Origin of the sequence: Isoptericola sp. F-RaC21 (genome assembly GCF_038593535.1) — a bacterium.
Lineage (GTDB): Bacteria > Actinomycetota > Actinomycetes > Actinomycetales > Cellulomonadaceae > Isoptericola.
In genome coordinates this window covers 242,905-265,679 of record NZ_JBCFYX010000003.1, presented here as the reverse complement: position 1 = coordinate 265,679, position 22,775 = coordinate 242,905, and the positions used below count along the sequence as shown (strand labels likewise).

General features: G+C 77.0%; 22 protein-coding genes. 9 read left to right on the top strand and 13 right to left on the bottom strand.

Going from position 1 to position 22,775, the window contains the following annotated elements; all coding sequences use genetic code 11:
* Nucleotides 1-91 precede the first annotated feature (91 nt).
* The 4 genes from hpt to dacB all read right to left on the bottom strand — a co-directional run bounded on the left by hpt (nucleotide 92) and on the right by dacB (nucleotide 4,403).
* Nucleotides 92-643, bottom strand: coding sequence for a hypoxanthine phosphoribosyltransferase (gene hpt, locus AAG589_RS11785; protein WP_430567443.1), 552 nt, complete (start codon nucleotides 641-643; stop codon nucleotides 92-94).
* 2 nt (nucleotides 644-645) lie between these two features.
* Complete coding sequence (gene tilS, locus AAG589_RS11780; RefSeq protein ID WP_430567442.1) at nucleotides 646-1,761, bottom strand: tRNA lysidine(34) synthetase TilS; 1,116 nt, start codon at nucleotides 1,759-1,761, stop codon at nucleotides 646-648.
* 19 nt (nucleotides 1,762-1,780) lie between these two features.
* Nucleotides 1,781-2,878 carry a zinc-dependent metalloprotease gene (locus tag AAG589_RS11775; protein ID WP_430567441.1) on the bottom strand — a complete coding sequence of 366 codons (1,098 nt, stop codon included), beginning with the start codon at nucleotides 2,876-2,878 and terminating at the stop codon, nucleotides 1,781-1,783.
* A 103-nt stretch (nucleotides 2,879-2,981) separates the two neighbouring features.
* Nucleotides 2,982-4,403 (bottom strand): D-alanyl-D-alanine carboxypeptidase/D-alanyl-D-alanine endopeptidase, encoded by a 1,422-nt coding sequence (gene dacB, locus AAG589_RS11770; protein WP_430567440.1) that lies wholly within the window; start codon nucleotides 4,401-4,403, stop codon nucleotides 2,982-2,984.
* Between the two features lie 249 nt (nucleotides 4,404-4,652).
* Here dacB and AAG589_RS11765 point away from each other — a divergent pair, with 249 nt between their 5' ends.
* On the top strand, nucleotides 4,653-5,153 hold the full coding sequence (locus AAG589_RS11765; protein WP_416344998.1) for an inorganic diphosphatase: 501 nt from the start codon (nucleotides 4,653-4,655) through the stop codon (nucleotides 5,151-5,153).
* 81 nt (nucleotides 5,154-5,234) lie between these two features.
* Here AAG589_RS11765 and AAG589_RS11760 read toward each other — a convergent pair whose 3' ends face one another.
* Entirely contained in the window at nucleotides 5,235-6,068 is an 834-nt protein-coding gene (locus tag AAG589_RS11760; protein ID WP_430567439.1) for an SDR family NAD(P)-dependent oxidoreductase, read from the bottom strand.
* Nucleotides 6,069-6,174: 106 nt separating this feature from the next.
* Here AAG589_RS11760 and AAG589_RS11755 point away from each other — a divergent pair, with 106 nt between their 5' ends.
* Complete coding sequence (locus tag AAG589_RS11755; protein WP_430567438.1) at nucleotides 6,175-6,747, top strand: TetR/AcrR family transcriptional regulator; 573 nt, start codon at nucleotides 6,175-6,177, stop codon at nucleotides 6,745-6,747.
* 73 nt (nucleotides 6,748-6,820) lie between these two features.
* On the top strand, nucleotides 6,821-7,879 hold the full coding sequence (locus AAG589_RS11750; protein ID WP_430567437.1) for a zinc-binding dehydrogenase: 1,059 nt from the start codon (nucleotides 6,821-6,823) through the stop codon (nucleotides 7,877-7,879).
* 10 nt (nucleotides 7,880-7,889) lie between these two features.
* Here AAG589_RS11750 and AAG589_RS11745 read toward each other — a convergent pair whose 3' ends face one another.
* From AAG589_RS11745 to AAG589_RS11730, 4 genes are all read right to left on the bottom strand, one after another.
* Nucleotides 7,890-8,555 carry a response regulator transcription factor gene (locus AAG589_RS11745; protein WP_430567436.1) on the bottom strand — a complete coding sequence of 222 codons (666 nt, stop codon included), beginning with the start codon at nucleotides 8,553-8,555 and terminating at the stop codon, nucleotides 7,890-7,892.
* The gene (locus AAG589_RS11740; RefSeq protein ID WP_430567435.1) at nucleotides 8,552-9,793 is read right to left on the bottom strand and encodes a sensor histidine kinase; all 1,242 of its coding nucleotides are present in this window, start codon (nucleotides 9,791-9,793) and stop codon (nucleotides 8,552-8,554) included. The genes AAG589_RS11745 and AAG589_RS11740 overlap by 4 nt, the downstream gene beginning before the upstream one ends.
* Entirely contained in the window at nucleotides 9,790-10,671 is an 882-nt protein-coding gene (locus AAG589_RS11735; RefSeq protein ID WP_430567434.1) for a hypothetical protein, read from the bottom strand. The genes AAG589_RS11740 and AAG589_RS11735 overlap by 4 nt, the downstream gene beginning before the upstream one ends.
* Before the next feature lie 179 nt (nucleotides 10,672-10,850).
* The gene (locus tag AAG589_RS11730) at nucleotides 10,851-12,323 is read right to left on the bottom strand and encodes a C40 family peptidase (RefSeq protein WP_430567433.1); all 1,473 of its coding nucleotides are present in this window, start codon (nucleotides 12,321-12,323) and stop codon (nucleotides 10,851-10,853) included.
* 329 nt (nucleotides 12,324-12,652) lie between these two features.
* Between AAG589_RS11730 and AAG589_RS11725 the strand changes: the two genes are divergently transcribed.
* Both AAG589_RS11725 and metX read left to right on the top strand, forming a co-directional pair.
* Entirely contained in the window at nucleotides 12,653-14,086 is a 1,434-nt protein-coding gene (locus AAG589_RS11725) for a bifunctional o-acetylhomoserine/o-acetylserine sulfhydrylase (RefSeq protein WP_430568015.1), read from the top strand.
* The gene (gene metX, locus AAG589_RS11720; RefSeq protein ID WP_446719730.1) at nucleotides 14,083-15,375 is read left to right on the top strand and encodes a homoserine O-acetyltransferase MetX; all 1,293 of its coding nucleotides are present in this window, start codon (nucleotides 14,083-14,085) and stop codon (nucleotides 15,373-15,375) included. Before AAG589_RS11725 ends, metX begins: the two co-directional genes overlap by 4 nt.
* Before the next feature lie 6 nt (nucleotides 15,376-15,381).
* On the opposite strand, the gene AAG589_RS11715 is transcribed toward metX, so the two are convergent.
* Nucleotides 15,382-16,176 (bottom strand): SDR family NAD(P)-dependent oxidoreductase, encoded by a 795-nt coding sequence (locus tag AAG589_RS11715; protein WP_430567432.1) that lies wholly within the window; start codon nucleotides 16,174-16,176, stop codon nucleotides 15,382-15,384.
* Between the two features lie 194 nt (nucleotides 16,177-16,370).
* On the opposite strand from AAG589_RS11715, the gene AAG589_RS11710 reads away from it, so the two are divergent.
* Complete coding sequence (locus AAG589_RS11710) at nucleotides 16,371-16,799, top strand: VOC family protein (RefSeq protein WP_430567431.1); 429 nt, start codon at nucleotides 16,371-16,373, stop codon at nucleotides 16,797-16,799.
* 18 nt (nucleotides 16,800-16,817) lie between these two features.
* Here the strand turns inward: AAG589_RS11710 and AAG589_RS11705 are convergent, their stop codons facing one another.
* A complete protein-coding gene (locus AAG589_RS11705; protein ID WP_430567430.1) occupies nucleotides 16,818-17,759 on the bottom strand; it encodes a hypothetical protein in 942 nt (313 codons plus the stop codon).
* Between the two features lie 39 nt (nucleotides 17,760-17,798).
* Between AAG589_RS11705 and AAG589_RS11700 the strand changes: the two genes are divergently transcribed.
* Nucleotides 17,799-18,758, top strand: coding sequence for a zinc-binding dehydrogenase (locus AAG589_RS11700; protein WP_430567429.1), 960 nt, complete (start codon nucleotides 17,799-17,801; stop codon nucleotides 18,756-18,758).
* Between the two features lie 97 nt (nucleotides 18,759-18,855).
* Here the strand turns inward: AAG589_RS11700 and AAG589_RS11695 are convergent, their stop codons facing one another.
* Nucleotides 18,856-20,478 carry a restriction system modified-DNA reader domain-containing protein gene (locus tag AAG589_RS11695; RefSeq protein ID WP_430567428.1) on the bottom strand — a complete coding sequence of 541 codons (1,623 nt, stop codon included), beginning with the start codon at nucleotides 20,476-20,478 and terminating at the stop codon, nucleotides 18,856-18,858.
* Nucleotides 20,479-20,629: 151 nt separating this feature from the next.
* Nucleotides 20,630-20,947, bottom strand: a complete 318-nt coding sequence (locus AAG589_RS11690) for an MTH1187 family thiamine-binding protein (protein WP_416345011.1) — start codon at nucleotides 20,945-20,947, stop codon at nucleotides 20,630-20,632.
* 96 nt (nucleotides 20,948-21,043) lie between these two features.
* Here AAG589_RS11690 and cofD point away from each other — a divergent pair, with 96 nt between their 5' ends.
* Both cofD and cofC read left to right on the top strand, forming a co-directional pair.
* Entirely contained in the window at nucleotides 21,044-21,994 is a 951-nt protein-coding gene (cofD, locus tag AAG589_RS11685) for a 2-phospho-L-lactate transferase (protein ID WP_430567427.1), read from the top strand.
* A complete protein-coding gene (gene cofC, locus AAG589_RS11680; protein WP_430567426.1) occupies nucleotides 21,991-22,737 on the top strand; it encodes a 2-phospho-L-lactate guanylyltransferase in 747 nt (248 codons plus the stop codon). Before cofD ends, cofC begins: the two co-directional genes overlap by 4 nt.
* The last annotated feature ends 38 nt before the right edge of the window (nucleotides 22,738-22,775 follow it).

Here is a 22,775-nt window from a genome sequence, read left to right as displayed (position 1 = left end):
TCGGGCAACGTGTGGTTCACGACGCTACACGCCGAGTGTGGACGAACCGTGGGTGTTCGCCCAGGGCGCGACGAGCGTGGTCGGCGGTCCGTCAGCTGTAGACGTGCGGCGCGAGCGTGCCGACGAACGGCAGGTTGCGGTACTTCTCGGCGTAGTCGAGGCCGTAGCCGACGACGAACTCGTTCGGGATGTCGAAGCCGACGTAGCGCACGTCGACGTCCACCTTCGCGGCGTCGGGCTTGCGGAGCATGGTCGCGATCTCCACGGACTCCGGGCCGCGGGAGCGCAGGTTCGCGACGAGCCACGAGAGCGTGAGGCCGGAGTCGATGACGTCCTCGACGATCAGCACGTTGCGGCCGGTGAGGTCGGCGTCGAGGTCCTTGAGGATGCGCACGACGCCGGACGACTTGGTGCCCGAGCCGTACGACGACACCGCCATCCAGTCCATCTGCACGGGGTGGTGCAGGCGTCGCGCGAGGTCGGCCATCACCATGACGGCGCCCTTGAGCACGCCGACCAGCAGCAGGTCCTTGCCCGCGTAGTCGGCGTCGATCTGCGTGGCGATCTCGTCGAGCCTGGTGCCGATCTGCTCCTCGGTGAGCAGGATGTTGGCGAGGTCGCCTGAGACGTCCGACTGGTCCACGGTCACTCCTCGAGGGAACGGGGTTGGGGCTGGGGGGTCGCGGGCCGGGCCGCGCGGGGCACGGTGGGTCGCAGGTAGAGCCTGCCACACGCGCGCGCCCCCCGAGCGTCGCCCGGCAGGTGGACAGGACCCTGCCCACGCCACGAGACGACGAGCGCGTCGAGGGCGTCGACGTGGCGCGCCGTCGTCGCCCCCGCCGCGCAGCCGACGGCCAGCGCCGCCGACCGCAGGGCACGACGGCGCACCGCCGGGGGTGCCACCGCCAGGGTCTCGATCTCGAGCACGAGCTCGTCGCCGCCGGGCGCGGCGGTGGCGGCGGCGAGCAGGTCGTCGGCCAGGGCGTCGAGCGCGTCGGCGTCGTCGCGCAGCTGGTCGGCGGTGCGGGCCAGCGCCTCGACGACGCCCGGACCGAGCGCGTCCTCCAGCGCGGGGACGACGGCGCCGCGCACCCGCGTACGGGCGGGCGCGGCTCCCCCGCCGTCAGCGGGCAGCAGGTTGGTCGGGTCGGTCCAGTAGTCCACGCCGACGGCGGCGCACACGGCCTCGGTCTGCGCGCGGCGCAGGCCGAGGAACGGCCGCCGGTAGGGGCCGCGACGGCGCGGCATCCCCGCCAGCGAGCGCGCCCCGCTCCCCCGTGCCAGACCCAGCAGCACGGACTCCGCCTGGTCGTCGAGGGTGTGGCCGAGCAGGACGGCGGCGGCGCCGGTCTCCTCCGCGGCGGCGTCGAGCGCCGCGTACCGCGCGTCCCGGGCGCCGCCCTCCGGCCCGCCGGCCCCCGGCCCGACGTCCACGCGCACGCTCCGCACCAGCACGGGGTCGAGGCCGAGCTCGCGGCACCGCGCGGCCGCCGTCGCCGCCACGGCGTCGGACCCCGCCTGCATCCCGTGGTCCACGACGACCGCCCCGACCCGCACCGCGAACCCCACCGAGCGCACCGACCGGCCCACGCGCGGCGCCTCGCGGGCCGTCGCGGCGGCGAGCGCCAGGCTGTCCGCGCCGCCCGAGCAGGCGACGAGCACCAGGCCGCCGGGCGAGAGCTCCCCGCTCCACGCGAGGTCGCCGAGCTCCGCGCGCACGGCGGCGCGGGCCGCCGCGAGCGCCGGGTCGACGCGTGCCATCCCGTCCTCGCCCCGTCCCTCAGCCGTGCACGCGGCGCACCCAGGCGCGCGGGTCGGCGATCTCGCGGGCGGACGGCAGGTGACCGGGCTCGGACCAGACGGCGTTGAGCCCGTCACGGCCCACCCGCTCCTCGACGGCGCGCACGAACGCGGCGCCGTCGCGGTACTGCGCGAGCTTGGCGTCCATACCCAGGAGGCGCCGCAGCACGACGTCGAGCGCGGGCGCCCCCTCGCCGTCGCGCCGCTTCTCGAAGCGCGCGCGGATGGTGCGCACGGACCGCACGACGCGCGGCCCGACGGCGTCCATCATCACGTCGGCGTGCCCCTCGAGGAGTGCCATGACGGCGGTGATCTCCTCGAGCTCGCGGCGCTGCTCGGGGCCGAGGATGCCGTCGAGCGGGGTGACGAGCTCGCCGCGCACCGCCCGCAGCACGGTGCGCCCCACCACGGCGGCCTTCTCGCGCAGCGGGGCGCGCGCCATCGCGACCGAGCTGCGGGTGACGCCGCTCATCAGGTCGCCGACGCGCCCCACCAGGTGGCCGGCGAGCCAGGGCGCGGCGGCGAACTGCAGGGCGTGCGTCTGCTCGTGCAGGCACACCCACAGGCGGAAGTCGCGGGGGCGCAGGCCCAGCGCGCGCTCGACCTGCAGCACGTTGGGCGCCACGAGCAGCAGCCGGCCGCCGCCGGGCGCGTGGCCCGCCCCGTACGGGTCGAACTGGCCGAGCACCCGGCCCGACAGCAGCGCGAGCAGCCCCCCGACCTCCGCCGCGCCGGCCAGGCGGGCGGCCGCCGACGTGGGCGGGGCGTCCGCGGCGAGCGCGGCCATCACCGGGTCGGTCATCGCCCGCATCGACTGCGCGTTGGCGCGGGTCCAGCCCGCCCGGTCCACGACGTGCACGTCCCCGAGCACGCCGGCCTCCCGGGCCGTCGCCGGCGTCATGCCCGTGACCTCCAGCACGTGCCCGACGGCGTCGCCGGCCGCGGCGCGCAGCCCGGCGACGAGCGCGTCCAGCTCGTCGCGGGGGGCCGTGCCGCCGGGGCGGGCGAGCCGCGCGGCGATCTGAGCCGCGGCCGTCCAGTCCAGCAGGGGCTCGGCGGCGGGGGCGGGCGTGGTCACGGGACCACCGTAGTCACGAGCACCGTCGGTCGAGGACCTCGTTGGTTGAGCTCGTCGAAACCAGGTCCCAGGTTTCGACAGGCTCAACCAGCGGGGGCCCGGCTCAACCGGCCGGGCGGCAGCCGCAGGCGGCGAGGCTCCCGGCGAAGTCGTCGAAGATCACCCGCGCGCCGTAGGCGCCACCCTCGGGCACCTTGTCCGCGAGCGTGACGAACACGAGGAGCCGGTCGTCGGCCGTGACCACGGTGCCGGCCAGCCCGGTGACCTTCGGCAGGCTCCCCGTCTTGCCGTCGACGTACCCGCGGCCCGGGTTCGACTTGGGGTAGCGGTCGTGCAGGGTGCCGTTCAGGCCCGCGACCGCCAGGCCGTCCGCGACGTCGCGCAGCTCGGGGTGGTCGGGGTCGACGGCGAGGGTCAGCAGCGCGCCGAGCTGGCGCGGCGTGGCCCTCGAGCCGCGGCCGAGCCCGGACAGGTCCACGAGCTTCGCGCCGTCCATGTCGACGCCGAGCTCGGCGACCTGCGCCGTGACGGCGTCGATCGCGGCCGCGGCGGTGCCGGGCTCGCCCGCGTCCAGGGCGACGATCCGCCCCACGACCTCCGTGATGGTGTTGTCCGACCGGCGCAGCATGTCGCCGACGATGTCGCGCAGCGGCGCGGACTCCACCCGGGCGATTTCGTCCGCCGACGACGGCGCCTCCTCTCGGGAGATCTCGCCCCGCACCGTGACGCCGCGCTGCTCCAGCGCCTTCGCGAACGTGCGGGCGGCCGCCAGCGCCGGGTCCTTCTGCCGCGGCGCGTACTCCTCGTCGGTGGTGCGGGCGACGTCGACGGCGAGCGCGGCGACCGGCGCCGTGTAGCCGTCCTTGACGTCCGCGGCGGGCACGGCGGCGGGCACCGCCGGGCCGGAGAACAGGCTGTCGTCGAGGCCGAGCGTCACCGTGTCCTGCCCCGCGTCGACGACCTGCGCGACCACCTGGTCCGCGAGGTCGCCGAGGCCCGCCCGCCCGTTCACCGCGTCGGGGTGCCCGTCCCCCGCCGAGAGCATCATGTCGCCGCCGCCCACGAGCACCAGGTGCGCGTCGCCGTCGAGCACCACGGTGGTCGGCAGCGTCGTGTCGCCGCCCGGGCCGGCGAGCCCCGCCACCGCCGTGAAGAGCTTCTGCGTCGAGGCGGGGATCATCGGCCGGTCGGGGGCGCGGGAGCCGAGCGTCTCGCCCGACGCCGCGTCGACCACGAGCGCACCGACCCGCTTGCCCAGCCGGTCGTCCTTCGCCAGCCCGGTCACGAGCTTGCCGACGGCGGCTTCGGTGGGCAGGGGTGCGTCCGACGGCAGGTCGGGCAGGGAGCGCTCGGGCGTCGGCCCGGTGGTGGCGCCGGGCGCCGAGGGGAAGGGAGCCGCCGGGGCGGGCGGCGGGGCGGTGGTGAGCATGCCCGGGACGACGTCGAGGGCGTCCGCCACGAGATAGCCGCCGAACAGCACGACGACGGTCGTGACGGTGGCGCCGACGCTGGCCCGCCACCCCATGTCGTCCTCCCGCGCCCGTGAGCCGTCGTGAGCCGTCCGTGAGTCGTCGAGTGAGCATCGTCACAGCCCGGACCCCGTGGCGCGCTCCGTGCGTATCCTCCCACGTCCGACCGCCGTCCGGCGCCGCCGCACCGCACCTGGCGGGCCCGGGAGCGCATGGCACACTTTGACAGGGCGTCCGCACCGAGCATGCCCGCACCGAGCATGTCCGAAGCATCTCCCCGAGCACGTCCCGAGCATGGAGGAACAGTGGAGTTCGACGTCACGATCGAGATCCCGAAGGGCCAGCGGAACAAGTACGAGGTCGACCACGAGACCGGTCGCATCCGCCTCGACCGCATGCTCTTCACCTCGACCCGCTACCCGGACGACTACGGGTTCATCGAGGGCACCCTCGGCGAGGACGGCGACCCGCTGGACGCGCTCGTGCTGCTCGAGGAGCCGACGTTCCCCGGCTGCCTGATCCGCTGCCGCGCCCTCGGCATGTTCCGCATGCGCGACGAGGCCGGCGGCGACGACAAGGTGCTCTGCGTGCCCCTGGGCGACCAGCGCGCGGCCTGGCGCCAGGACATCGACGACGTCTCCGACTTCCACCGCCTGGAGATCCAGCACTTCTTCGAGGTCTACAAGGACCTCGAGCCCGGCAAGTCCGTCGAGGGCGCCCACTGGGTGGGCCGCGCCGACGCCGAGGCCGAGATCGAGCGCTCGTTCCAGCGCGCCAAGGACACCGGCTACTACGACGGCCACTGAGCCGAGGCCCCGCACGACGACGGCGCCGCACCCCACCGGGTGCGGCGCCGTCGTCGTCCCGCGACCGGCTCCGCCGCGTCGTCAGCGTGGCGTCCCGGATCGCGCGAAGGGCGTCATGACCTCCTCCAGCCGGGCGGCCTCCGCGACGTCGGCGAACGACGCGACGTCGACCGGGCGACCGCGGTCGATCGCGGTGAGCGGCGCGGCCGGCGGGTCCTCGATCACGCGCAGGACCGGCGGGATCGCGCGGGCCACCGGCTGCGCGGCCAGACCCGCGACGTGCGCGAGGGCGCGGGCGGGCCACGGGAGCCCGGTGGCCGCGGTCCGCGTGAACCCCGGGTGCACGAGCACGTAGCGCGCCCGGCGCGGCGGGGTGGCGTGGGCGTGCGCGACGGCGAGCAGCTCGGCGGCACGGCCGCCCTGCGCGGTGGCCTCGACGACCCGGTAGCCCCGCTCCAGCATGAGGTCGTCCCAGCGCATCCGGCCGTGGACGACACCCACGCCGTTGAGGCTCACGATCACGGGGCGCGCGGCCCGGTCCAGCTGGGCCTCCAGGCCCTCGCCGAGCACCCGGCGCGCCAGGTAGTAGAGGGACAGCGACGCCTCGACACCCTCGGCGGTCACGCGGCGCCGCAGCTGCGGGGCATAGGCCGTGAGGACGAGGGCGTCGACGACATCGTGCCGCTCCTGCAGCCGCGCGACGACCTCCCGGGCACCGGCGGCCGTGGTGAGGTCGCCCGCGACGAAGGTCGCGCGCTCGCGGGCCCCGGCGGCCGCGGCCCGCTCGAGGAAGGCCGCACCCCGGCCCGGGTCCCGCCCGACGACCGTCACGGCGTCCCCCGCGGTCAGTCGCGCCAGCGCGACCCCCAGCCCGAGCCCCGCGGTCCCGCCTGCCACCACCGTCGTCCTGCCCATGCCCGCTCCCTCGGTCCGGCCCGGCACCGTCTGCCCGGCTCGTCGCGGACGACGCTAGGAACCGCCCTCTCGACAAGTCAACGAGTGATGACTTAGCGTCGGTGGCATGGTCGTGCGACGGGACAAGGAGGCCACGCGGGCCCGGCTGCTCGACGCGGCCCGCCGCCGGTTCGCGGAGCACGGGTACGCGGGCACGAGCGTGCGCGCCGTCGCGGGGGACGCCGGCGTCGACGCCGCGCTCGTGTTCCGCTACTTCGGGTCCAAGGACGGGCTCTTCGTCGCGGCCACGGCGGACGAGGACCCCGAACGCCTGCGCGGCCTCCCCCCGGAAGAGTTCGCCGAGCGCCTGCTGTCGATGTTCGCGTACCCGCCCGAGGGCGCCCGGCCCGTCGCGGCGCTGCTGCGCTCCGGGGGCAGGGCCGCGGGCGAGGCCCGCCTGCAGGCCGCGGTCTGCGGCCCGTACCTCGACGACGTGGCCGGCACGCTCGACGGCGAGGACCCCGAGCTGCGCGCCGAGCTGCTCGTCGCGTGGGTGCTCGGTGTCGCGGTGATGCGCGGCCTCGTGCCCGGCACGCTGCTGGGCCGCACCGACCCGGACGCGCTCGCCCGGTACTCCCGCGCCGTCGTCCGCGCCCTCGTCGACGAGCCGGAGGGGGATGCTCGGCGCGGCAGCCCGTGACCGGCGCGGCAGCTCGAGCCGCCGACCCGAGCGGGAGGCGCCGCCGCCACGACGAGCCGTCTACGGTGGGCCCATGCTTGCTGCCGTCATCCACGACGCCCGTGACGTCCGCGCCGAAGAGCGACCGGACCCCCAGATCCTCACCCCCGGCGACGCGGTGGTCCGCGTCGTCGCCGCCTGCGTCTGCGGCTCCGACCTGTGGCCCTACCGCGGCGTCTCCGCCGTGAAGAAGCCGCGCCCCATCGGGCACGAGCTGGTGGGCGTCGTCGAGGAGCTGGGCTCCGACGTCACGTCCGCGCAGGTGGGCGACTTCGTGATCCTGCCGTTCACCATGAGCTGCGGCGAGTGCCAGGCGTGCCGCGCCGGGTACCCCGCGGCGTGCGACCTCGTCACCGGGTTCGGCTCGACCGACCGCTGGGGCAACCCCGTCGACGGCGCCCAGGGCGAGCGCGTGCGCATCCCCCTCGCGCAGCACTCCCTGTTCCCCGTGGGGCGGCGGGAGGCCGAGCTCGAGGCCGCCGGGCTGGTGCCCCACCTGCTCACCCTCGCCGACGTCATGTCCACCGGGTATCACGCCGCGTTCTCCGCCGGCGTCTCCGCGGGCGACACCGTCGTCGTGGTCGGCGACGGCGCCGTGGGGCTGTCCGGCGTCATCGGCGCCCGCCTGCTCGGCGCGGAGCGCGTCATCGCCATGAGCCGCCACGACGACCGGGCTGCGCTGGCCCGCGAGTTCGGCGCCACCGACGTCGTCGCCGAGCGCGGCGAGGAGGGCCTCGCGGCGGTGCGCGACCTGCTCGACGGCGACCTCCCCGACGCCGCGCTGGAGTGCGTCGGCACCGAGCAGTCGATGGACACCGCCCTGAGCGTGGTGCGCGGCGGCGGGCGTGTCGGGTTCGTCGGCGTGCCGCACGGCCCCGACCTGAGCGTGCGGCGCCTGTTCGACCGCAACATCACCATCGGCGGCGGCATGGCGTCCGCCCGGCGCTACATGGAGACGCTGCTGCCGGAGGTCCTGTCCGGAGCGATCGTGCCCGGCAAGGTCTTCGACCTGGAGCTGCCGCTCGCCGACGCCGCCGAGGCCTACGCGGCGATGGACGAGCGCCGCGCCACGAAGGTGCTGCTGCGCCCCTGACGGGAGGCACTCAGGCCTCCGCGAGGCCGGTGCGGTACGCCCAGACGACCACCTGGACGCGGTCGCGCAGGTCGAGCTTGGCGAGGATCCGGCCGACGTACGTCTTGACGGTCGCCTCGGAGACGAAGATCCGCGCGGCGATCTCCGCGTTCGACAGCCCCTCCGCGAGCAGCCGCACGACGGCGAGCTCCCGCTCCGACAGCACGGCGGCCGCGGCCTCGCGGGCGGCGACGTCGGGCAGGCGCGGCACGACCTGCGCCAGCAGCCGCCGCGTGGCGGACGGCGCGACGACGGCGTCGCCCCGGTGGGCGGTGCGGACGGCGGCCAGCAGGTCGTGCGTCGGGGCGTCCTTGAGCAGGAAGCCGCTGGCCCCGGCGCGCAGGGCGCCGTAGACGTACTCGTCGAGGTCGAACGTCGTGAGGACGACGACGCGGCACGGCGGGAGCGAGCCGTCCGCGGCGCCCGCGACGAGCCGCCGGGTGGCCTCGATGCCGTCGAGCACGGGCATCCGCACGTCCATGAGCACGACGTCGGCGCGGTGGCGGCGCTGGGCCTCGACGGCCGCGGCGCCGTTGGCGGCCTCGGCCACGACCTCCAGGTCGGGGGCGGCGTCCACCACCGCCACGGCGCCCGCGCGCACGAGGTCCTGGTCGTCGGCCACCAGCACCCGGATCACGGGGCGTCCCCCTCGGGCGCCGGCGCGGCAGGCAGCGTCGCCACGACCGCCCAGCCGTCGCCGCGGCGCACCTCGAGGCGGCCGCCGACGGCCTCCACGCGCTCGCGCATCCCGCGCAGGCCCATCCCCGCTCCCCCGCGCTCGGTGCCCGGGTGCTCCCCGTTCCCGTGCTCGCTGGCCGCCGGGCCCGTGCCGCCGTCGTCCGCGACCACGACCTCCAGCCCGGCGCCGGCCCAGGTCAGCGCCACCCGCGAGGCGGCGCCCGGCCCGGCGTGCCGCGCGGTGTTGGTCAGCGACTCCTGCACCGCGCGGTACACGGCGAGCTCGGCGGCGGGCCCGAGCGGCAGCGGCTCCCCCGCGACGTGGAGGTCGACCGCGCGACCGGCGGCGCGCACGCGCGCCACGAGGGCGGGCAGGTCGTCCAGGCCCGGGGCGGGCGCTGTCCCTCCGGCGGCGCCGTGCCCCGCGCCGTCGCCCGGTGGGGCTCCGTCCCCCGCGCGCAGCACGTGCAGCAGCCCGCGGAGCTCGCCGGACGCCGACCGGCCCGCCTCCTCGACGGCCGCGAGCGCCTCCTGGGCCCGGTCCGGAGCCGCCTGCCCGAGGCGCGCCTGCGCGACGACCACCGCCAGGGAGTGCGCGACGACGTCGTGCATCTCGCGGGCGATGCGCGCCCGCTCGGCGAGGGCGGCGCGCTCGGCCCGCACGTCCTGCGCCGCGACCGCCGCAGCGCGCCCCTCCTCCGCCGCCCGCCGCGCGGCGTCCTGCGCCCGCCGCAGCAGGCCCGCCGTCCACGACGCCGCGAGCAGCGCGAGCAGCAGCACCCCCAGGAGCCACGGGGCGGGCCCGAAGCCGGACTCCCGGACGGCCGGGTCGCCGGCGTACCGCAGCACCGTGGCGGCCACCCCGACGACGCCGGTCGCCAGCGACAGCCGGGGCCGTGCCGACCACGCCGCGCAGGCGAACACGGAGAGCCAGACCGTCAGCGCCGACGGCAGCAGCAGGAACAGACCGGTCAGGGCGAGCTGCCCCGCGAGCGCCGCGAGCACCAGGAGGTGCGACGCCACCGGTGCCGCGCGACGCCAGGCCAGGGCCCCATGGGCCACGGCCGCGAGCAGGACCAGCGCGGTCGCGGTCGCCGCCGGCAGCGACCGGGACGCGATCATCGCCGTGGCGGGCAGGAGCGCGACGGCGGCGACCGCGGCGAGGACGACGTCGCCGCGGGCGGGCACGGGCATCATGCCGCGCCCACCGCCGCACGCCGGGCGCGACGGCGCGTGCGGGGCGCGTCCTGCGCCTGCAGCGTCGCGGCGAGCAGCGCCACCCCGACGGCGAGCCAGCTGCCGTAGGTCATGGCCACGAGCGCCGTGATGGCGCCGGCGCGGAGGTCGACGGGGCCGTCGCTCAGGCCGAGCAGCTGCCCCAGGGTGCCGAACACCATGAGTGCGCCCATCGTGAGCGCGGCGGTGGAGCCGAGCCAGCCCGCCGCGAGCAGCAGCGGGCGCAGGCGGCCGGAGGCGCGCGGGCCGGTCAGGCCGAGCACGACCAGGGCCCCCGCGGCGAACAGCGCGACCTCCATCCAGGGCACTCCCTCCGTGCTCCCCTCGGGCCGACCGACCGTGCCGCCGAGCCACCAGTAGAGCTTGAGCGACGGGTACGGGACGCACATCGCCAGGGCAAGGTACCGCGGCCACCGGGGCGCGGGCGCGGCGAGCGACCGGGCGGCCCGCGCCGTGTCCGCGGTGGTCAGGACGGTCGTGACCGCCGCGAGCGCCGAGCAGGCGCGGGTGACCATGCCGGGCACGTCGACGTCCGCGAACTCCCCCGCCGGGATGCCCGTGACGGCGAAGAAGGCGCGGAAGCCCTCGAGCGCCAGCCCGCCCGAGCCCCAGAACAGCAGCACCACCCCCGCCCAGCCGAGCAGGACCCCGGCGCGCGGGTGTCGCGCGCCCAGCACCAGCCCGACGAGCGCCACCGCCGCGGCGGCCGGCGTCGCCCAGGGCGGAGCGAAGATGGCCGAGTACCCGGAGGGCGGCGGCGCGAGCAGGTGCAGCAGGCCGGCGAGCAGGGCCGCGGCGCAGGAGACGAGGGCCAGGAGGAGGCGGGTGCGTGAGGTCATGCCCGTCAGCGTCGCGGGCGCCCTGGCCGGCCCGCGTCGCCCGCAGGTCGTGGATCGTCGCGACCCAGGTCCCTCTGTTCGCTGGTCGAGCCTGTCGAGATCCGGTGCCGGGTTTCGACGAGCTCAACCAGCGGGAGAGATCCGGGATCGGGTTTCGACAGGCTCAACCAGCGGGGTGCTCAGGGACGGCCGGCGTACGGCATGACCTCGTCCCAGCGGACGGGGGTCTCGCGCACGGTGAGGCCCGGCCGCGGGGCCTCGACCATCCTCCCGCCGCCGGCGTAGATCGCGACGTGCCGGATGGTCGACGGGTCGGACGTGTCGTTGGCGTAGAAGATCAGGTCGCCGGGGCGCATCGCGTCGTAGGAGACCTTGCCCACGGTGAGGTACTGGGACCGCGACGTGCGCGTGATCCACACGCCCGCCGCCTTCCACGCCCCCGCGGTCAGCCCCGAGCAGTCGTAGCCCGGGTTGCCGTCGCCGCCCCACTGGTAGGCGATGCCGATCTTGGACCGCGCCCACGCGAGCGCCTCGCGCCCCTGGGCCGCGCCGCCCTGGCCGACGCCGCTGACCGGCGGCGGGTCCGGCTTCGGGTCCGGCTTCGGGTCCGGCTTCGGGTCGGGCCTCGGCGCCGGGTCCGGGGCGGGCTCGCGCGTGCGCGTCGGCTGCGGGTCGGGCTCGGCGGCCTGCGCGTCGTCCGCCCGCGCGCCGTCACCCGTGCCGCGCGGCCGCTGCCGCTCGGGCTCGGCGTCGGTCTGAGGGCCCGCGGCGTCCGCGACGTCAGCACGGCCCGTCGTGCCGTCGGTCGTCCCGTCGGACGTGCCCGACGAGCTCCCCGACGTCGTGCCCGACGACGCCGCGTCCTCGGCCCGCTCGCGGGCCGCCGCCTCCCGCGCCGCGGCGGCCTTCTCCTGGCGGTCGGCCTCGCGCTGCCGCTCGAGCTCGACGCTGGTGCTGCGCAGGTCCGCGAGCCGCGTGAAGAGGCGGTCGCGCTCGTCCTCGGCGGCGGCGGTGCGGGCGGTGAGGTCGTCGGCGGCGCGCTGCGCGGCGGCGAAGGCGGCCTCGGCCGCCTCGCTGGCCTCCTGCTGCGCGGCGCGGGCGGCCTGCCAGCGGGCGTCGGCGTTGCGGGCCGCGGAGCGCACGTCCGCCTGCCGGGCGAGCGCGCCTGCCACCTTCCGGTCCACGGCGCGCTGCGCGGAGTCGGTGGACACCACGTCGCCGACGTCGCGCGCGCCGGTCACGACGTCGAGCGGCCCGAGGGCGTTCTCGTGCGCGCGCGCCGTGGTGCGGTACGCCTCGGCGAGCGTCCCGCGGGCGGCCTCCTCGGCCCGCTGGGCGTGGTCGGCCCGCTCACGCGCCTCGGCCGTCTCGCGCTTGGCGGCAGCCAGGGCCTCGCGGGCCTCCGCGTAGTCCTCTGCGGCGGTCTGGACGGCGCCCTCGGCGCGGGAGAGCTCGGCGCGGATCGCGTCCAGCCGCGCCTGCGCCCCGGCGACGTCGAGGGCGGCGGCGTCCGCCGCGGCGTGCGCGGCCGCGACGTCGTCGTCCGACGGCGGGTCCGCCCACGCGGCGCCCCCGGCGACGACGGGCGCACCGGCGAGCAGCGCGACGGCGAGCCACGACGTGGCCCTGGCGGCACGACAGGTGCGAGGCATGTTCTGCTCCTCCCTGGGCAGACGCTCTCCGGGCAACCTCGCCCAGACTCACCCCGGCCGACGGGGAGCGCCACCCGAGAGTGCGATCTCGACGCGCCAGGCAAGGCGACACGCCGTCCATATTCTGGTCCCGAATGACGAGACAGAGGTGTCGCCCGTCGCGCCGCGGGGCTACGGTCGTGCGCATGACCCGTCGAATGTGCCGCTGACCTCCGCGCACGTTCGCCTGCCTGCGGCCGCTCGTCGACCCAGCCATCCGCTCCGCGTGCGCAGCCGACCGCCGCGGCCCGTCCCAGACGCGCAGGCCTCCTGGTTCCCGCCGCGGCCCGATCACCGCCGACCGAGCCCGACCGGCCCCCACACCGAGCACCCAGGAGCACGCCATGACCTCCAGCTGGACCTTCGAGACCCGCCAGATCCACGCCGGCCAGAGCCCCGACCCCACCACCGGGGCCCGCGCGCTGCCGATCTACCAGACCACGTCGTTCGAGTTCCCCAGCGCCGACGTCGCGGCCGACCGCTTCGCGCTCGCCGACCTCGGCCCGATCTACACGCGCATCGGCAACCCCACCCAGGAGGCGGTCGAGACGCGCATCGCCGACCTCGAGGGCGGCGTCGGCGCGCTGCTCGTCGCGTCCGGGCAGGCCGCCGAGACCCTCGCGATCCTCAACGTCGCGCAGGCCGGCGACCACGTCGTCGCCAGCCCCAGCCTCTACGGCGGCACCTACAACCTGCTGCGGCACACGCTGCCGCGGCTGGGCATCGAGACGACGTTCGTCGACGACCCGCACGACCCGGAGTCGTGGCGCGCGGCGGCCCGGCCGACCACCAAGGCCTTCTTCGCCGAGACCATCCCGAACCCGCGCGCCGACGTGCTGGACATCGCCGGCGTGGCGTCGGTCGCCCACGAGGTGGGCGTGCCGCTCATCGTGGACAACACGATCGCCACCCCGTACCTGGTGCGCCCGATCGAGCACGGCGCGGACGTCGTCGTGCACTCGGCCACGAAGTACCTCGGCGGCCACGGCGCGGCCATCGGCGGCGTCATCGTCGACGGCGGCACCTTCGACTACGCCGCCCAGCCCGAGCGCTTCCCCGGCTTCAACCAGCCGGACGAGAGCTACCACGGCCTCGTCTACGCGCGTGACCTCGGCGTGGGCTCCGCACTCGGCGCCAACCTCGCGTTCGTGCTCAAGGCGCGCGTCCAGCTGCTGCGCGACCTGGGCCCCGCCGTCGCGCCGTTCAACGCGTTCCTGCTCGCGCAGGGCCTCGAGACCCTGTCGCTGCGGGTCGAGCGGCACGTGTCCAACGCGCAGCACGTGGCCGAGTGGCTCGAGCAGCGGGACGACGTGCGCCTCGTGCACTACGCCGGCCTGCCGTCGTCGCCGTGGCACGAGAACGCGCGGAAGTACGCGCCGAAGGGCGCCGGCGCCGTGGTCGCCTTCGAGCTCGACGTCGCCGACCCGGAGCTGGCGAACGCCGCCGGCCGCGCGTTCGTCTCGGCGCTGCAGCTGCACTCGCACGTCGCGAACATCGGCGACGTGCGGTCCCTGGTCATCCACCCCGCGTCGACCACGCACTCGCAGCTCACCCCGGAGGCGCAGGCCCAGTCCGGCGTGACGCCGGCGCTGGTCCGGCTCGCGGTCGGGCTCGAGGGGATCCAGGACATCCTCGCGGACCTCGAGCTCGGCTTCGCGGCCGCGGCGGACGTCGTCGCGGGCGCGGCACCGGGCTCGACGGCGGACGACGAGGCCGCCGCGTGACCGCGGTGCCCGGCCCGTCGGCGCGGTGCGGCGGCGGGGTCGCCGCCACCGTGCCGTCGGTCGGCGGTCGCAGCTCGGGCACCGCGCCGCGGGTCCGCCCCACGCCGGTCTCGCGGGCCCAGGCCAAGCCGCCGGTGCCCGCCACCGGGGCGTGGCGCGAGGGCGACCCGGTGGCCAGCAGGAAGTTCGCCGACGTCGGCGCGGTCGAGCTCGAGGCGGGCGGCGTGCTGCCCGACGTGCGCGTGGCCTACGAGACGTGGGGCGAGCTCGCCCCCGACGGCTCCAACGCCGTCCTCGTGCTGCACGCGCTCACCGGCGACGCACACGTCGCGGGCCCCGCGGGGCCGGGCCAGCCGACCGCCGGCTGGTGGGCCGACATGATCGGCCCGGGCGCGCCCATCGACACCGACCGGTACTTCGTCGTCGCGCCCAACGTGCTGGGCGGCTGCCAGGGCACCACCGGCCCGGCGTCCACGGCCCCCGACGGCCGGCCCTGGGGCGGCCGCTTCCCCCGCATCACGACCCGCGACCAGGTGGCCGCGGAGATCGAGCTCGCGCGGCAGCTCGGCGTCGAGCGCTGGTCGCTCGTCGTCGGGGCGTCGATGGGCGGGCTGCGCGTGCTGGAGTGGGCGCTGCTCGGCCCCGAGGCCGGGATCGCGGTGGACGGCATCGCCGCCATCGCGACGACGGCGCAGACGTCGGGCGACCAGATCGCCTGGGCGCACCCGCAGCTCGGCGCGATCCGCGCCGACCCCCGCTGGCGCGGCGGCGACTACTACGACGCCGCCGACGGGGACGGCCCGGACGCCGGGCTCGCCATCGCGCGGCAGATCGCGCACACCACCTACCGGACGGCGGCGGAGCTCGACGTCCGGTTCGGGCGGCTGCCGCAGGGCGGCGAGGACCCGCTCGAGGACGGCCGGTACGCCGTGCAGTCGTACCTCGACCACCACGGCGACAAGCTCGCGCGCCGGTTCGACGCCAACTCCTACCTGGTGCTCACCGAGTCGATGCTGAGCCACGACCTCGGCCGCGACCGCGGCGGGGTCGAGTCGGCGCTGTCACAGATCACGGCGCGCGCGCTGGTCGTGGCGGTGGACTCCGACCGCCTGTTCCCGCCGGAGCAGGCCGGCCGCATCGCGGCGTGGGTGCCCGGCGCGGAGCCGCTGCGGATCGTCACGTCCGACTTCGGCCACGACGGCTTCCTCATCGAGTTCGACCAGCTCGGCCCGATCGTGGCCGACTTCCTCGCCGACGCCCCGCGGGAGGCCGACCGCCGCCGGGACTGAGGCGCGTCAGGCTCCGCGGGCGCCCTTGCCGCCGTCGACGGTGAGGACGGCGCCCGTCGTGTACGAGGACGCCGGGGAGGCCAGCCACACGACGGCGGCGGCGACCTCCTCGGCGCCGCCCAGCCGCCCGAGCGGGGCGGTGGCGCCGACCCGGTCCCGCACGTCGTCGGGCTGCGTGGCGAGCCCGCCGGACTCGATCGAGCCCGGCGCCACCGCGTTGACCCTGATGCCGCGGTCGGCGTGGTCGAGGGCCGCCGTGCGCGTCAGGCCGACGACGCCGTGCTTGGCCGCGACGTAGGCGGCCATCCCCGGCGCGCCGGCCAGCCCGGCCGTGGAGGCGACGTTCACCAGTCGTCCGCCCGCCGGGAGGTGGGCCAGCTCGTGGTGCATCGCGACGAGGGTGCCCCGCAGCGTCACGCCGAGCACCCGGTCCGCGTCCTCGACCGGCAGCGCGCCGAGCGGGGCCGGCCGGTGGGTGGTGCCCGCGTTGTTGACGGCGACCTCCATCCCCTCGCCGGCCGCCAACTCCACGAGCGCGCGCACCGCGTCGTCGTCCGTGACGTCGGTCGGGACCGCCCGGGCCGGCACCCCGGCCGCGTCGAGCTCCGCCTGCAACGCGGCGAGCCGCTCCCCGTCGCGCGCGGCCAGGACGAGGCGGGCGCCCGCCGCCCCGAGGGCGACGGCGACCGCGTGACCGATGCGTCCGTTCGCGCCGACGAGGAGAGCCGTGGCCCCCTCGAGACCGGTCGTGGGACGGCGGCCCTCCGGGTCGGCGCCGCTGTCCGTGCTGAAGGTAGGCATCGCGATCTCCCGTCCGTCAGCACGACGATAGGCCGGGGCGCCGTGCCGTCGTCACCGGGGTCGGCCGCCCGCGGGTGAAGTTGCCGCGGCGGCCGGCACCGCGCTGCGGGTGCGGGCGGCGCTGCCTAGCGTGGTCCTCGGCCGCGGAACCCTGCGGCCCGCCCGCTCCGACGCGACGCTGCTGGAGGCGCCCCATGGTCCGGCTCAACCCGTATCTCAGCTTCAAGAACCAGGCGCGCGAGGCGCTCGAGTTCTACCGGTCGGTGCTCGGCGGCGAGCTCGACATCAGCACGTTCGGCGGGATGCCGGCCGACGCGGGCATGCCGATCGACGAGGCCGACAAGGACCTCGTGATGCACGGCCAGCTCGACACGCCTCACGGGCTCACCCTCATGGCCGCCGACAGCGGCTCGATGATGCCGTACGTCGCCCCCACCCGCGGCGTGACCGTCGCGCTCACCGGCGGGCCGGAGGACTACGACTACGTCGCGGGTGCGTACGCCAAGCTCGCCGAGGGCGGCACCGACGCGATGCCGTTCGACAAGGCACCGTGGGGCGACTTCTACGGCCAGGTGACCGACCGGTACGGCGTCACCTGGATGTTCGACGTCGGCGCGGCCTGACTCTCGCACCACCCCGAGTCAGCCCACCAGGAGGGACTCCCGGCGGGCGGCGAGCGCCGCGAGCTCCGCGTCGGCGGCCGCCGACCGCTCGGCGAGCCGCTGCCGGACGCCGTCGACGGCGCGGACCGCCGCCCCGACGCGGTCGCGCGCCTCGGCGATCCCGTTCCGCACCGACCAGTCCGTGAAGATGTTGTCGAACCAGACGTCGAGCGTGCGGGTGAACCCGTCGACGCCGACCCCGCCGACCCCCTGCTCGCCGAGGTCGCCCAGCTCGACGGCGAGGTGGCGCAGCGCCCCGTCCGCCTCCCGCAACAGCCCGGCGGCACGGTCCATCCGGTCGTGCTTCGCCATGCTCGCGATCATGCCACCGTCGAAGAACGTGTCGTAGGTGGACCAGCCGTCGGCGCTGCGCAGCTCGCCGGCGGCCGCGGCCAGCGCCTGGGCGGCCCGGCCGGCCGCCTCCTGCGCCTGGGCGATCTCGACCTGCTGGGCACGCCAGCCGCCCACCTGCTCGGCCACCGCGGCCAGCTCGGCCGCGGCCGGGCCGCCGGCGCCCCGCACCCACTCCTCCTTGGCGGCGAGCGCCGCCCGCCACCGGGCGTGCACGTCGCCGAGCGCGGCCAGCCCGGCGTCGGCGGCCCGCAGCTCGCGCTCCGCGGCGTCGCGACGGGCCTGCGCCGTCGCGGCCACGTACTCGGCCGCCTGCTGCTCGGCGCGCTCGTCGTCGAGCCGTCGCGTGCGGTCGCCCCGCAGGCCCGCCCACACCCGCGCGAGGCTCAGCGACTCCAGCCGCGCGACGTCCGCCGTCTCGTCCGCGAGCGACGCGCGCGCCGTCGCCAGCGCCTCGTCGGCCGCGGCCAGGTCCTGGCGCGCGCGCTCCCGCCGTGCGGACCGCTGCGCGTGCTCGACGACGGCCGCACGCGCCGCGGCCAGCTCCTCCTCGACCCCACCCACAGTCATGCCGCACAACCTAGCGGGACGGCCAGTAGGTTGGGTCGCATGCTCGCCGCCACCGTCGCCCGCTTCTCGCCCGACTCCCCCCTCGACGGCCTGGAGGTGGGTGAGCGGCCCGAACCGGAGCAGCGGGAGCACTGGACCACCGTCCAGGTGCACGCCGCGTCGCTCAACCACCACGACCTGTGGTCGCTGCGCGGCGTGGGCCTGCGCCCCGAGCAGCTCCCGATGATCCTCGGCACCGACGCCGCCGGCACCACCCCGGACGGCACGCAGGTGCTGGTGCACGGCGTGATCGGCGCCGACGGGCACGGCGTCGGGCCGAACGAGCGGCGCACGCTGCTGTCGGAGCACTACCCCGGCACGCTCGCGGAGCGTGTGTCCGTGCCGATCCACAACCTGGTGCCGATCCCCGACGACCTCCCGTTCGAGGAGGCCGCCTGCCTGCCCACGGCGTGGCTCACCGCCTACCGGATGCTGTTCGGTGCCGCCGGCCTGGCTCCCGGCGACCGGGTGCTCGTGCAGGGCGCGGGCGGCGGCGTCGCCTCGGCGGCGATCGTGCTCGGCGCCGCGGCCGGCCTCGAGGTGACGGCGACGTCCCGCTCCGCCGAGCGCCGGGAGCGCGCCCGGGAGCTGGGCGCCGCGCACGCCGTCGAGACGGGCGCCCGCGTGCCCGACCGCGTGGACGCGGTGATCGAGTCCGTCGGCCAGGCCACCTGGGCGCACTCCGTGCGCTCGGTGCGGCCCGGCGGCACGATCGTCGTCTGCGGCGCGACGTCGGGCGACGCCCCGCCCGCGGAGCTGACCCGCGTCTTCTTCAACGAGATCCGCGTGCAGGGCGTCACGATGGGCTCGCGGGACGACCTGGCCGCCCTCGCCCGGTTCGTCGCCCGCACCGGCGTGCGCCCGGTCATCGACTCCGTGGTGCCGCTCGCGCGCGTGCGCGACGGCCTGGCGCGGCTGGCCGCCGGCGAGCAGACCGGCAAGATCGTCGTCCTGCCCTGACCCGCTGGTCGAGCCTGTCGACACCCCACGACCGCCGGTTGAGCCTGTCGAAACCCGGTCACTGGATTTCGACAGGCTCAATCACCGAGTCCGGGTATCAGGCGAAGCGGTGCCGGTAGGCGTCCAGCAGCGTGGGGCCCTCGGCGCCGAGGCGCCACACGCTCCACCCGTCGGCGGTGGGCGAGCCGGAGGCCGCGGACGCCGCGTGGTCGGGGTGCCAGTACCGGGAGCCGTCGGCGAGCTGGATCGCGCCGTCCTGGTGCAGCACCGCCTCGAAGTGCTGGCGGCGGCGCGGACGGGACCACACGATCGTCGTCGGGTGCACCAGCGTGCGGGCCAGGGCGACGAGGTCCGGGTCCACCTCGTCGTCGCCCGCGGTGACCGGCGGCGCCCACGGACCGGGCTCCGGCTCCGGCGGCACGGGCGACGTCAGCGGGTCGTAGGCGTGCTGGTGCGGCGCGGGCGACCAGCCCGGCTCCAGCGGGTCCGCCGGCGGGGTGCGCAGGCGCGGGGGCTCGAGCGGCGGCACCTGCAGGCGGGGCAGGTCGTCCTCCACGCCGGACCAGCGCGGCTCCGGCACGGGCAGCTCGAACGCCGGGGCCGCGACCTCGGCGAACGCCTGGCCGAGGTCCGGGCTGCCGAGGCCCGGCGCCGGCTCGTCGAGCTCCGGTCGCGACGAGAAGCGGTCCGAGCGCGAGCGGCGGCGCGGGGCGGCGCCCGGGAACGGCGGCCGCTCGCGGGTGATGTCGAGGTCCTCGTCGAGCCCGGCGCCCGCGGCCGGCGCGGGGCTCGGCACGGGCGCCGGGGCCGGCGGGGGCGGCGGGACGGGCGCCGCGGGGACGGGCAGCGGCCCGCCCGGGAGGGCCGCCGCCGACGGGCCCGCCTCATCGGACCGGGGGCGCGCGGCCCGACGTCGGGTCCGCGAGGGCGGTGCAGCGTCCGCCTTGTCGCGGGGTGCCTGCACGGTGGCCGGCATCTTGCCGCCCAGCGCGAGGCCGACGGCGACGCCCTCCGCGAAGGTCTCCGGGTCGACGTCCGCCGGCCGGTCCGCGGCGCGCGGGGGCGCGGCGTCGTCCGTGGCGGCGGCGACGGAGTCACGCGACGGGGCCGGCGCGGCGGGCGCGGACAGGCTCGGCGCCGACGGCGCGGACGCGGGATGGATCACGAGCGGCGAGACGTCCACGAACCGCCGCCCGTCGGCGCTGTGCACGACGCCCATCTTGAGCACCTCGACGGGCATCGTGGGCTGGCGCAGGAAGTCGACGGCGTTGAGGATCTCCTCGCTCGCCTCCTGGCAGATGACGATGAGCCGCGCGCTGCTGCGCCCCGGCTGCGATCGGGTGATGGGCACGCTGTCGTAGAACGCCGCGACGTCGCGGTGGAACGCCGACGGCCCGCCGTGGTACCGCTCGGCCAGGGCGCCGCGCGTCAGCCGGCCGGCGGCGCCGGCGTGGTCGAGCGCGCGGGTGAGGGCGGCGCGGTCGAGGTCGGCGACGAGCTCGACGACGACGGGCGAGCCGGTCGCGTCGAGAGCGAGCAGGTGCGGCTCGTCCGGGCCGGCGCCGGGGCTCACCGGGAAGATCTGCTCGCCGAGCAGACCGTCGATGTGGCTGTCCACCACCCGGTGGGCGGTGGTCCCGACGCCCTGGGCGCTTGCCGCAGGCGACCGGTCGGACTGGACGAGGAGGGGCCTCTGGGCATCGACCTCGAACAGGGGCATGGCACACCACTCCTGGATCGGACCCGACCCGGGCGGCCGGATCCCGGGGCAAGCCTAAGGCCCCCGCCGCGTGGCGTGTACCACAGCGGGCTCCCAGGCGCGCGTCGGCGCGCCAGGCCGCCCGCGGCGGTCTCGCGCGGGGCGCGTCGGGCTACGCGTGCCCGGCGCCGCCGTCGTCGGCGAGCCGCTCCTCGACGCGCGCGACCTTCGCGTCGAGCTGACCCGTGTATCCGGGGCGGATGTCCGCCTTGAGCACCAGCGACACCCGGTGCCCGCCCGCGCCGACCGCTTCCGTGGCGCGCTGGATCACCGGCATCACCTCGTCCCAGTCCCCCTCGATCTCGGTGAACATCGCGGTGGTGCGGGTGGGGAGCCCGGACTCGCGGACGATGCGGACGGCGGCGGCGACGGAGTCCGCCACGGACTCGCCCGCGCCGAGCGGGGCGACGGAGAAAGCGAAGACGGCCATAGCCCCCATCCTCGCCGCTGGTTGAGCCTGTCGAAACCCAGTCGCTGGATTTCGACAAGCTCAATCACCGGGGCCGGAGGACCGTAGGCTCGTCGGGTGAGCACACGCGTCACCCTTCTCGCCGGCGGGGTCGGCGGCGCCCGCCTGGCGCACGGCCTCGCCCTGGCGCTGCCCGACGACGGCGCGCCGACCCCGGACGGCGGCCTGACCGTCGTCGTCAACGTCGGCGACGACACCGAGCGGCACGGGCTGCTGGTCTCCCCCGACCTCGACACGGTCATGTACACGCTCGCCGGGCTGAACGACGAGGCCCGCGGCTGGGGGCTGACCGACGAGACGTACACGACCCTCGACCAGCTGGCCCGGCTCGGCGAGGACACGTGGTTCACGCTGGGCGACCGGGACCTCGCCACCCACGTCGTGCGCACGGCTGCCCTCCGCGAGGGGCGGCCCCTGCACGCGGTGACGGACCGGCTGGCGACGTCGCTGGGCGTGCGGGCGCGGCTCCTGCCGGTGACGGACGACCGGCTGCGCACGCTCGTCGACACGCCGTCCGGCCGGGTCGCGTTCCAGGAGTACTTCGTGCACCGGCAGCACGCCGACGCCGTGCTCGGCATCGCGCTCGACGGCGCCGACGCCGCCCGCCCCGCGCCCGGCGTGCTCGAAGCCGTCGCGGCCGCGGACCTGCTGGTCGTCGCGCCGTCCAACCCGTTCCTGTCGGTGGAACCCGTGCTGGCGGTGCCCGGGGTGCGCGACGCCGTCCTGGCCTCGCCCGCGCGGCGCGTGGCCGTGAGCCCGATCGTGGGCGGGCAGGCGATCAAGGGCCCGGCGGCGCAGATCCTCGAGACGCTCGGGCACGAGGTGTCGGCCCTGGGCATCGCCCGGCTGTACGCGGACCTGGTGGACGTCATGGTGGTGGACGACGCCGACGCCGCCCTCGCCGGGCCGATCCGCGACCTCGGCCTCGACGTCGTCGTCACCGACACGATCATGGGCGGTCCCGCCGGCCGCGAGCGCCTGGCCCGCGACCTGCTCGCCCTCGGATGACGACGCACGCCGGCGGCGCCGTCGCGCTGGTGCCGCTGCGCGACGGCGTCTCGGGCAAGTCGCGGCTGGCGTCGTCGCTCGACCCGGACGCGCGACGCCGGCTGGTCGCGGCGCTGGCGCGGCACGTCGTGGCGGTCCTGCTGGCCTCGGACGGCGTCGAGCGCGTGCTGGTCGTCACCGCCGACGCGCCGTTCGTCGACGAGACCCTCGACCCGCTCCGTCACGGCGGCAGCTCGGGCTCGGCCCGGCAGTTCGAGCTGCCGCGCCGCACACAGACTGCCGCGCCGAGCGTGGGGGTGGTTCCCCAGCCTGCGGACCGGCCGGGCCTGAACGCGGCGCTCGACGTCGGGCGGGAGGCCGCGCTCGAGCGCGGCGCGACGCGGCTGCTCGTCGCGCACGCCGACCTGCCGCTGCTGGCCCCCGACGACGTCGCGGCCCTCCTCGCCGCGGGCGCGCCGGCGCCCGACGACGCGCAGCACCGGCCGCCCGTCGTCGTCGCCACCGACCGGCACCTGGCGGGGACGAACCTGCTGGTGCTGCCCGCGACCGCCGCATTCCGGTTCCGCTTCGGCGAGGCATCGCGGACGGCGCACGTCGCCGAGGCCGAGCGCGCGGGTCTGCGGCCCGTCGTCGTGCGCCGCCCCGGCACCGCCGTCGACCTGGACACCATCGACGACTGGGGCGAGCTGCCGCGTGCCGTCCGCGACCGGCTGCGGCGCGGGCTCGACCTCCCCCTGCCCTGACACCGCTCAGTTCGCCGCGGAGGCTCGGTCCATCCCGG